This is a genomic window from Bacteroidia bacterium, from assembly GCA_026932145.1.
Lineage (GTDB): Bacteria > Bacteroidota > Bacteroidia > J057 > JAIXKT01 > JAIXKT01.
The window spans coordinates 11,167-20,397 of record JAIXKT010000038.1; the positions used below are offsets into that span (position 1 = coordinate 11,167).

Annotated in this window: 6 protein-coding genes; all 6 read right to left on the reverse strand. The window is 31.4% G+C overall.

From position 1 onward, the window contains the following. Positions 1-229: 229 nt before the first annotated feature. Positions 230-1,858: an NADAR domain-containing protein gene (locus LC115_08825; protein MCZ2356771.1), complete on the reverse strand. Its 1,629-nt coding sequence runs from the start codon at positions 1,856-1,858 to the stop codon at positions 230-232. Then, complete coding sequence (locus tag LC115_08830; protein MCZ2356772.1) at positions 1,855-6,216, reverse strand: glycosyltransferase; 4,362 nt, start codon at positions 6,214-6,216, stop codon at positions 1,855-1,857. The genes LC115_08825 and LC115_08830 overlap by 4 nt, the downstream gene beginning before the upstream one ends. 3 nt (positions 6,217-6,219) lie before the next feature. Then, a complete protein-coding gene (locus tag LC115_08835) occupies positions 6,220-7,038 on the reverse strand; it encodes a M20/M25/M40 family metallo-hydrolase (GenBank protein ID MCZ2356773.1) in 819 nt (272 codons plus the stop codon). 229 nt (positions 7,039-7,267) lie between these two features. Beyond that, positions 7,268-7,972, reverse strand: coding sequence for a hypothetical protein (locus LC115_08840; GenBank protein ID MCZ2356774.1), 705 nt, complete (start codon positions 7,970-7,972; stop codon positions 7,268-7,270). Next, a complete protein-coding gene (locus tag LC115_08845; GenBank protein MCZ2356775.1) occupies positions 7,969-8,826 on the reverse strand; it encodes a formylglycine-generating enzyme family protein in 858 nt (285 codons plus the stop codon). Before LC115_08845 ends, LC115_08840 begins: the two co-directional genes overlap by 4 nt. A 10-nt stretch (positions 8,827-8,836) precedes the next feature. Then, positions 8,837-9,058 carry a hypothetical protein gene (locus LC115_08850; protein ID MCZ2356776.1) on the reverse strand — a complete coding sequence of 74 codons (222 nt, stop codon included), beginning with the start codon at positions 9,056-9,058 and terminating at the stop codon, positions 8,837-8,839. Positions 9,059-9,231 lie beyond the last annotated feature (173 nt).

Consider the following 9,231-nt stretch of genomic DNA (forward strand, 5'->3'; position numbering starts at 1 on the left):
ATTCAAAATCAAATAGTTAAATATTTTTATTCTTTTTGTCGTGCAACAGGCTCAATGTAATCATCAATTAGAGAAATCAGCTGTCCGAGAACCGAGGTGCCAAAAAAATGTGTACTTTTGCTCATAGTAGATTTAGGTTTTGTTACTGTAAAGCTACTAAAAACAAGTGAGGGTAATTTCTAAAGAAAAAACCCTCACAATTTTTTATCGGACAATAGTGGTTCATATATTATAAATTATTCAAGTCATTCCAAAATTGTTCCCAACCGATTATTTCATTTGGTACTTCACCATTGTTTATTTTCGGTGTTATTCTTTGAAAATCATCATTTTTCATTGTTGGATTCTTCCAAAGTAAAAAGGAGCGCTTTGTGGCATTTTGTAAATTTTCTTCCGTAAAAGGTTCAATTGACCTACCATAATCAATCAATTTCACTTGCCCCGAAAGTGTCTGTATGAAATTATTTGGTTTTATATTGACGAAAACAAAATTGTTTAGTTTACTAAATTTCAAAAATTCAATAAGTGATGATGGATTTATCTCTACAAGTGGTTTTGAAGGTTGGTACTCATAACGGATAATTTTAAAGTTGTCATTTTCAAAAAAATCAATCTCGTAAAGCATGTCGTTTTTGCCAAAACACGTTGATTTTTCTTTCAAAAAGCTCCATTCGTGGTCAAAAATCCCTAAAAATGATTTATACACAAATTTATAGTCCGTAAATACAGTACCCTCTGCTCCACTACCAAGTAGTTTTAATTCAGATTGGATATTAAAATAATTTTCAATATTTTTTCTATGGGTTTCTATTATTTCAATATTTTTTCCTTTGAGTTCTGACCTTAATCGCATCAACAAACGACCTAAGCGATTTTTACCTTTTCCGTCTTTTCCATCTCCCCAAAAATTATCAAAGTCTGTACGCTCTACAAGAATTTTATTTTCTGTTAAAAAAAGTAATTTTTGAAGTTCGGGGTGTTGAGTAAATTTCGCTTTTAATCCTCTCCACATAATTTCTTCCTTTTTATCGTTCCAATTTAGAACAGGATTTTTTTTTAGAAATTCGTAAGCCTTTTGTTTAGCTAGTGTTGGCGTATCTGTTAATCTAATTATTTCTTCAAATTTAGTATTGTGAAATTTTTGTGCTTGATAAAAATGCTCTACCGTTTTCCAAATTTTCTCATCTAAATAAATTGCGTGTTTTGAAAAATTGGCAAACTCGCCCCATTTTTGGTCTGAATGATAAAATTGAATTACTTCTGTCGTTTCTTCTTCGTTAAGTGGCAATGAGTGTCCTAATTTTGCATTTTTTGAAAATAAATAATCTTTATTTTCTGCTCTGATTTTTGGGTGCGTGTGAATAATTTCTACTGCAATGTTGTGCTTGGTTAGAAAATTCTTTTTTAAAGGATTGTTTGAAATTAACCGAACCGAAGTAATATCTAAACTTTTTAAAATTGTTACAGGCACGTCATATTCTCTTATATCTTGTTCTAATCCAAGCTGAATGAAAGATTCTACTGTGTCACATTTGTGTTTTTGCATAATAGAAACCGCTTCAATTTTCTTTGACAATCCGTGTCCTCTGCCTTCTTGGTGAATATGAATAATCAATCCTCTGCTTTCATTTGCAATAAGTTTCATTGCTTCACGTAATTGATCGGCACAATCACAATCTCTTGCACCAAAAACTTCTGATGCAATACACGAGGAATGGATTCTCAACAATGGATTATTTCCTACTTTTTCAATAGGAGAAAACGAAATAAGTCGCACATTTTCATCTTTCGTATCGTACAAATGAAATTCTCCAAAATCTGTTGGAAGAATGCAATAGTTCTCAAAGTTATATGTCATAAAATAGTTATTTCTTTAAAGTTATCAGATTGTTTTCGCATTGAATTTAGAAAATTAGACAAGGACAAAAAAGAAAATGTATTTACATTTTGTTCTATCAATTTAAAATTTTCCTCATTAAACACTTGTTCAATGGTTTCCGTTAGTTTGTTTAATTTGTCGTTTTGAGTGTAAATTTCCAAATTTTTAATACTTTTGGAAATGCCTCTTGCTCTATAAAATGTTTGCTGCAAAAGTACCATTCGCTGGTGTAAATGTTGTTCAATGTTTTGTGTGATTTCTAAAATTTCTGTTTCTGTAAAATTTAGAGAATGTTTGGGTTTCATTTTTAGAAAATCCGTTAATCCTGCATACAAAATTGAGCCTAAAATTTCTTCTCTTAATTTATCAATATCAAAAATCGTAGCGTTTGATATTTCCTTACCAGCGTGGAAAATGGGAATATTAACCGCTTTGATTATCATTTTCCGATAATGTTTATTGATAATCGCCCAAATCATATCTGAACGCCTAACATCGGTACCGTTAATTTCAATATTCAAATTTGGCGTATCTGTTAGTGCTTCAGCATTAAAAATAAAAGTAATCCCACCACGATTTACAGAATCTTTGACAGAATCTAAAATGTTTTCTGAATATACAGTTGTTAATGGTCTCGTTAGCGGAGTTCCACCAAAAATTTCAATAACATCTTTACATAATCGTTCTATCGCTTCTTCTACGGTTTCATTTTCAGAATTTGGTTTAATCCAAAATGGATGTTCCAAATGTCCCGAATGTTTTCTTGACAAGTCGTAGTAATAATCAGGATATTTCTTTATCAAAAAGTCGTTTTCGTTTGAAATATCGGGCAAAATTTCATTTGATTTTTGATTTAATAGCCAACACAAGTTTTGCCAAAAATCTACTAATTGAATTCGAACACCGTTGATTGGAGGATTTGGCGAAGAATGTTCGGATTTCCCAATCACAATGTCAATATCACTATTTTTTAATTTGGGAAGAATTTTTAAACCTTGTAAAGTACTTTGTGTAATTTGCATATCTTCGTCTAAAATCCAAGTAATAGTATCAGTATTTTTCTTCATTACTTCCCCAACATATTTTTGTAACATTGTTCTTGCTTGTGCAATGCTAAACATATTGTTTTTATTTCGAGAGAAATTCTTGAAGAATCCTTTTTTTATCCATTCGTCTTGCATTTGAGCAGTAATAAAAACTATTTCAAGCGGTTTTTCATTAGTGCTTTGAATTATTTCGCTTTTATCTTCAATGGATAAATTATTTTCAAACAAAAAAACTTGAACTCGGTCAATAAAACTTTCATGTTGTAATTTCTCCAACTGAATCAGTAATGGATTTATTATTTTGTAACTTGAACAAATAACTCCAACTAAAAGCGAAAAATTTATTTCATTCTCAATAATTTTAAAATCAACAACTTCGTTTTTTAAAGTTATTTCTGACGATTCCCAATTAAAAAGGATTTTTGCTCTCTTTTTGAAGTATTCCTTTTGTTCAATAGACATTCGTTTAGAATGTTTGAGCCAAAATTGATTTAATCCTGAAATTTTTGTTTCTGAATTTGGATTGCTAATTCTATTTCTGTCATTTTCTGCAAAATGATTCATCAAAGGAACGCTAAGCCGTTCGTAACGAACATCTCCCAAATCTGCTATTCTAATACATAAATCTCTATCTGTGCTGCTTTTCAAGTTTTCGTCAAAACAACCCGCTTCTAAAAAACAGGACAATCGAATAAAAATATTAGAACCTTGAATGCCTGGATTTCCAATTAAAAAATCATTTGTCGAAAGTTTGCTTGGAGCTTCATTTATTTCTTTTTGATTTGTAATTCTATAAAAATCACAAGCAACCATATCTAATGATTTTTGCTCTGCCCTTTGAAAGCAAAATTTCAGATAATCGGGCAACCATTCGTCATCGTCATCGTCATCAAGAATTGCAATAAATGTATTTTCGGGAGATTGATTTTGCAATAAAAGAAAGTCAATTGCACTATTCCAACTTCCCGATGCACCTTTCGTTCTGTGATTTTGTATGTGATTTATACTTGTTTTTGGGGCCTGATTTTTGAAATTTTCAATTATGATTTTGTTTTTACTTATAGAATCTTGCTTGTCTGAATCATCAACAATAATTATACGATTTGGCTTTAAACTTTGAGCGATAATACTTTTCAAAGATCGTTCTTCTAAATAAAAAGGTCTGTTTTTTGTTGCAATAATTACTGCAATTTCAGCAAGTTTTGCGTTGATTTTTAACCCATCTAAATTAAATTTGAAAGTATCTTTTATCAAATTTTCTATTTCAGTTTCAATTAATATTTTTTCTACAATTCCGATTGAACTGAAAATTCGCAATTTGTCGCCTTTTATGAAATAAAAAGAATTGTCAATCACTTTTGAAAAACGTAAACTATTCTGAAACGGATAAACAGTTTTGTTGTCAAAACGATTTTCAATGTCAAGCAGAATTTTGTCTTCGTCTTTGCTATGCAAAGGAATTATTATCATTAATTTAAACTCGTCATTTGTCTTGTGAAACAAAAGCAAGTTGTCATTTGAAAGTTCTGTTTTGAACGTCATTCCAAAAACAGAATATTCTATGGGCTCAAATGCGGGGAAAAGTTTTGTGCTTGCCCAACCCGAACCCACGTCAATAAAGTATTTTTGATTGCTAATTTCAACAGAAAGCATTCGGTGGCATTCAACACCGTTAATAAATGCTGAATGTAATTTTGAAGAAACACCATTTTTGGAAAGTATTTTTTGAAAATGCAAAACTTTGTCCGAACATGTTCCGCCCATTTCAGATGCAATAATTTTCTTGTCGTTAAGCATAAAAAGATTGTGAAACGGAACTGTTTCAAATTCTCTCAAAAGCAAACTTTCAATTTTTTCAAGTTCATTCGTTTTGTGCGAAATACCACGCTTTTCAATGGCTTTGTCAAATGTTGGGTAAGAATGAAAATAGAAATTATCCGACAATGCATTTTGAAAATGCTTGTTCCAAATTTCTTTTAATCGTTTTTTTTCGGTTTTTCCATTTTGTGTCAGAAACTCAACAACCATTTTTCTAATTCCCGAACCAACATCAAAAGACATTTTGTTTCGTTCTGCAATTTCATTTGGTAACTCGTCTTTAAACGCTTTTCTCAAAATTTGCTTTCCTTGAAAATTACTTATCAAATCTTCTGCTGTGCAATTTTTAGAAATTGAATAAACTTTTCTATCCAAAAATGGACAACGAATTTCAATCGTATGAGCCATTGAAGCTAAATCCAATCTACGCAATTCTGTGAAGTGCATATTTTCTATGAGTTCAGTACGCTTTTCAAACCATTCATTGACATTTTTAGAAATTGTATAGCCGCAAAATAATTCATCCGCTCCTTCGCCCGATAAAACAACTTTCAAATTATCTTTGTGTGCTTCTGCTGAAAGTAAATAAGTTGCTAAACCATTACTGATAATTGACGGATTGTAACTTTCGGTGTGAAAAACAACCTTATCAATCAATTCTGGCAATTCGTTTGATTTAGGTAATTCAACATTTTTGATTTTTAGGTTTAATTGCTTAGTAAGTAAATTGACATAACTCAAATCATCAGTATTTCCAAGCGTGTAATAAATTACATTTTCTGCGTGTTTGGCTACAATGCTCGCAATAATTGAACTATCTAAACCACCACTAAGAAAAACGCCAAATTGTTTTTCATTTTTCGGAATACGTTTTCTAACTGCTTCAACAAGCATTTCTTTCAACGCTTCTTTGGAAACCAAAATAGATTGATGTTTTTCAAGCAAATTGATTTTTCCATTCTTCAGCTCTGAAAAACCTTTCGGGACAATTTGAAAATCGTCAATGAAATCAACGGCTTTCAATTCACTAACAACAAAACCATCATTATTTGAAGTGCCAAAAAATAAAGGCTTTTTGCCAATATAATCTCGCAACAAAAATGTTTGTTTATTCTCTTTATTGTAGATAATTCCCGAATAAAAACCGTCAAGATGATGAATAATGGAACTACCTAAATTTTCAAACAAAGGCAAAATAATTTCCGTATCTGAATTGGATTTTGTTTCAATAGAAAACTCTTTTCGTAATTCATTAGCATTGTAAATTTCGCCATTAAAAACACCAATCAAGTTGCCGAACTCAAAAGGTTGAGTTCCGTTTTCTGTTTTATCATTAATTGCCAAACGATTAAAACCGATTGAAACATTTTCAAAATTCAAAATTTTAGTTGAGTCCAATCCACGATGCTTGATTTTATTCAAAGCATTTTCAACATTGCTGTTGCTTCCTATTATTGCAACTATTCCGCACATCGTTTAATTAATGGTTGTTAGATTTACCCAACGAATGAAATTTTTGAAAACATCTTTGTGCTGTTCCAAATTCTGTTTGTCCAAACTTTCGTTGTCTTTGTGAATGTTACACAAGCCGTCATTCGGTCCAAAACCGATGTAAAAACCATTTTCGGGAATGTTGTGTAAGAATGGGCATTTGCTGAACTTATTCAGATTTCTGTTTTCAAAAATCGCTTTGCCTGAATAAATCGCATTGTTCAAACTGTCTAAAAATGCTGGTGGCGTTTCTGTTTTTGGCAAATGAAAAATTACGGGCGTTTTGTTGTTTTTGTGAACGCCTGTTTCTTCCAAATAAATCTTTGAACCAAATTCAGCAAAGTGTTTTGGAATTACTTCAAAAGGCGTTTGTCCGCCAACTTCCTCTTCGCCTTGAATTATCCAAAGGATACTCTGAATTTCTTCGCCTGCTTCAAACATTTCTTTAATTGCAAAAAGTCGTGTCAATAAAATCCCTTTGTTGTCGGCAATTCCTCTGCAATAAAGTCTGCCGTCTTTTTCAACCAATTCAAAAGGTGGTGTGTTCCACTTTTCCCAACCTTTGATTTTTTCTACATCGTAATGTCCGTACAGCACCACTTTTTTGTCGCTCTTTACATTCGTGTATTTCGCTACGATTACAGGTTGATGATACGGACTTTCGCCCTCTGTTGTAATTTCAAAACCTAAGGGCTTCAAAATGTTTTTCACAAAATCAATTCCCAATTGATTTGCTTCTTTGTCATTGGCTATTGTTGGAATAGTGACGAATTCCGCTAAAGCACTTTGAAAATTATTTTCCATATTCATTGTTTATGATGTTAGAGATTTGATTTGTTCCAATTTTACCAAAAAAACCCTTCGCTAACTCAACTTGATTCTGATATTCATTAGTTTTAATATATTTTAAATGTTTTAATAAGCAATTAATATGCTTTGAAAAAAAGTTTCAGTTCATACACTCTATCCACATTTTTCCATTGCTTTTCTTTGTATGAATTGTAGTCTTCAGTATTCATTAACTGCTTCATATCTACGAAATTATTAAAATTAAAGTGTGTTTGTCAATTTTTTTATCAGCCAAATCCCTTTCAGAATTACCAAGATTTGTGTCTATGATAATTTCGTCTGGATAAGATATTTTATAGGCAAAAATTATCCTCGCACTATCATCATAATATTTGTCAATCAATGATTTAATTTTATTCCATTCTCTATATGATTGATACAAAACAAGGTTTGGCTTTGTAGAAAGCACCATTTCAAAATGTTCAGCATCAAACTTATTGAGTTCTTTTAATCGCTCAATGCTTGTTGTGTAAATATTTTGATTATTTGAAAATTGCACCACATCTACACCTAATTTAGAAACCAAAGCCGTAAAAGCACTTATGCCCGAAACCACTTCAAATTGAATGTCGTTTTTGGTAAGCCAATCCACCCAATCACCCAGACAAAACTGCTCATTTACTTGCCCTGTGTAATACGGAACATCTCCTGGCAACATAAGAGCCAAATTTTGATGGTTGTTTTGGGCTTTGTTTATAAAAGTTTTTACCATTTCAATCGTTAATTCCTTTCCAACGTATAGTTGTTTTGAATGGAATAATTCTTTTATTTCTTGCTCAATCATAGTGCCGATATAGACACCAACATCAGCCGACTTTAAAATACGGTATGCTTTTAATGTCAGATAATCTGCGCTACTGCCAAGTCCTATACCTACAAGATAAATCATTTTAACTCCATTAAAATTCTAAAACCTAAATATTCGCTTCTTACTTCTGGTTTTAAACCAAATCTATGTGTTGAGCGGCAAGTTTCGGCTTTATTAAAAGAACTACCACCCCGAATGACAAATCTTTTGCAATTTTTATTTACACAACAGGAGTTTTCCAATGGCGAATATTTATAAAAATTTTGGCTATATCTGCATAAACACCATTCCCAAATATTGCCTGTCATATCATAAAGCCCCCAATTATTCGGCTTTAATTTTTTGACTTCTTGAATTTCCAATTCAGAATTAAGACAACACCAAGAATTCTCTAACACTTTACGGATGTCATTGCCCCAATAAAATACACCTTCTTCGTTAGCTCTACAACAATATTCCCATTCTGCCTCTGTTAGCAACCTAATAGTTGAATTTAATTTAACAGAAAGCCATTCACAATATTCTAAACAATCGTAATAAGAAAGTCCAACAATAGGGTAAGCCGCAAATTTTTGGTCAATGATTAACTTTTGTAATTCAGTTTCTTTCCATTTTGGTTTAGATGAATTTACTAATTTGTCAGTCATGTACCATTTTTTTAACTCAAATTTATTAGCAAGATATTTATAATGAATATGTTTGGTCGTTTTATTTGTTTCTGTAACAAATAATTTATACTGACTCACTGTCACGGGTGTCTCTAAAACAGCAAATTCATTTGAAATTTTTACTCGATGTGCTTTACGTGATTGTGGTCTTTCTCTCCTCTTTTTACCAAAGTAGGAAGTATAGGTTTTATCATTTCCCATTGTGAAGTTTCCAATGGGGATTCTAACAAAGTTACCATATTTTGTTTCTGCGAAGTCATTCTCCATTTTAGTAATTTTATTTATTTTTAGAATCAGACAAAGAAAAATCAACATCATCTAACTGTCTAATTTCATACATATCTCCAAGTCCGCTAAATGTGTATATTTCTATGGGCTTTGCTCTTTGTTTATCCAAAATATAAATACTTGGATTGCTTGAAAAACGTTTAAAACCGTCAAAACATATATCACTTCCACCTATATAAAAATAGTTATCTGTAACAGAAAGACCACGCAATAATTTATCCGATTCAAAAAGGACATTAGTTCCATAGTAAAACCTTTTACGATTGCTATCAAAATAGTAAAAATCATCGCCGTTAGGATATATATTATGAGCAGAATGTGCATTTAAATTAATAACTGATGTTACGCAAGGATATCATTAATTTAGCTGTATGAATGTTGAAA

What these genes read in the sequence shown, in the direction of transcription:
- LC115_08830 (MCZ2356772.1), bottom strand. Translation starts at nt 6,216, where the DNA reads ATGTGCGGAATAGTTGCAATAATAGGAAGCAACAGCAATGTTGAAAAT.
- LC115_08825 (MCZ2356771.1), bottom strand. Translation starts at nt 1,858, where the DNA reads ATGACATATAACTTTGAGAACTATTGCATTCTTCCAACAGATTTTGGA.
- LC115_08845 (MCZ2356775.1), bottom strand. Translation starts at nt 8,826, where the DNA reads ATGGAGAATGACTTCGCAGAAACAAAATATGGTAACTTTGTTAGAATC.
- LC115_08840 (MCZ2356774.1), bottom strand. Translation starts at nt 7,972, where the DNA reads ATGATTTATCTTGTAGGTATAGGACTTGGCAGTAGCGCAGATTATCTG.
- LC115_08835 (MCZ2356773.1), bottom strand. Translation starts at nt 7,038, where the DNA reads ATGGAAAATAATTTTCAAAGTGCTTTAGCGGAATTCGTCACTATTCCA.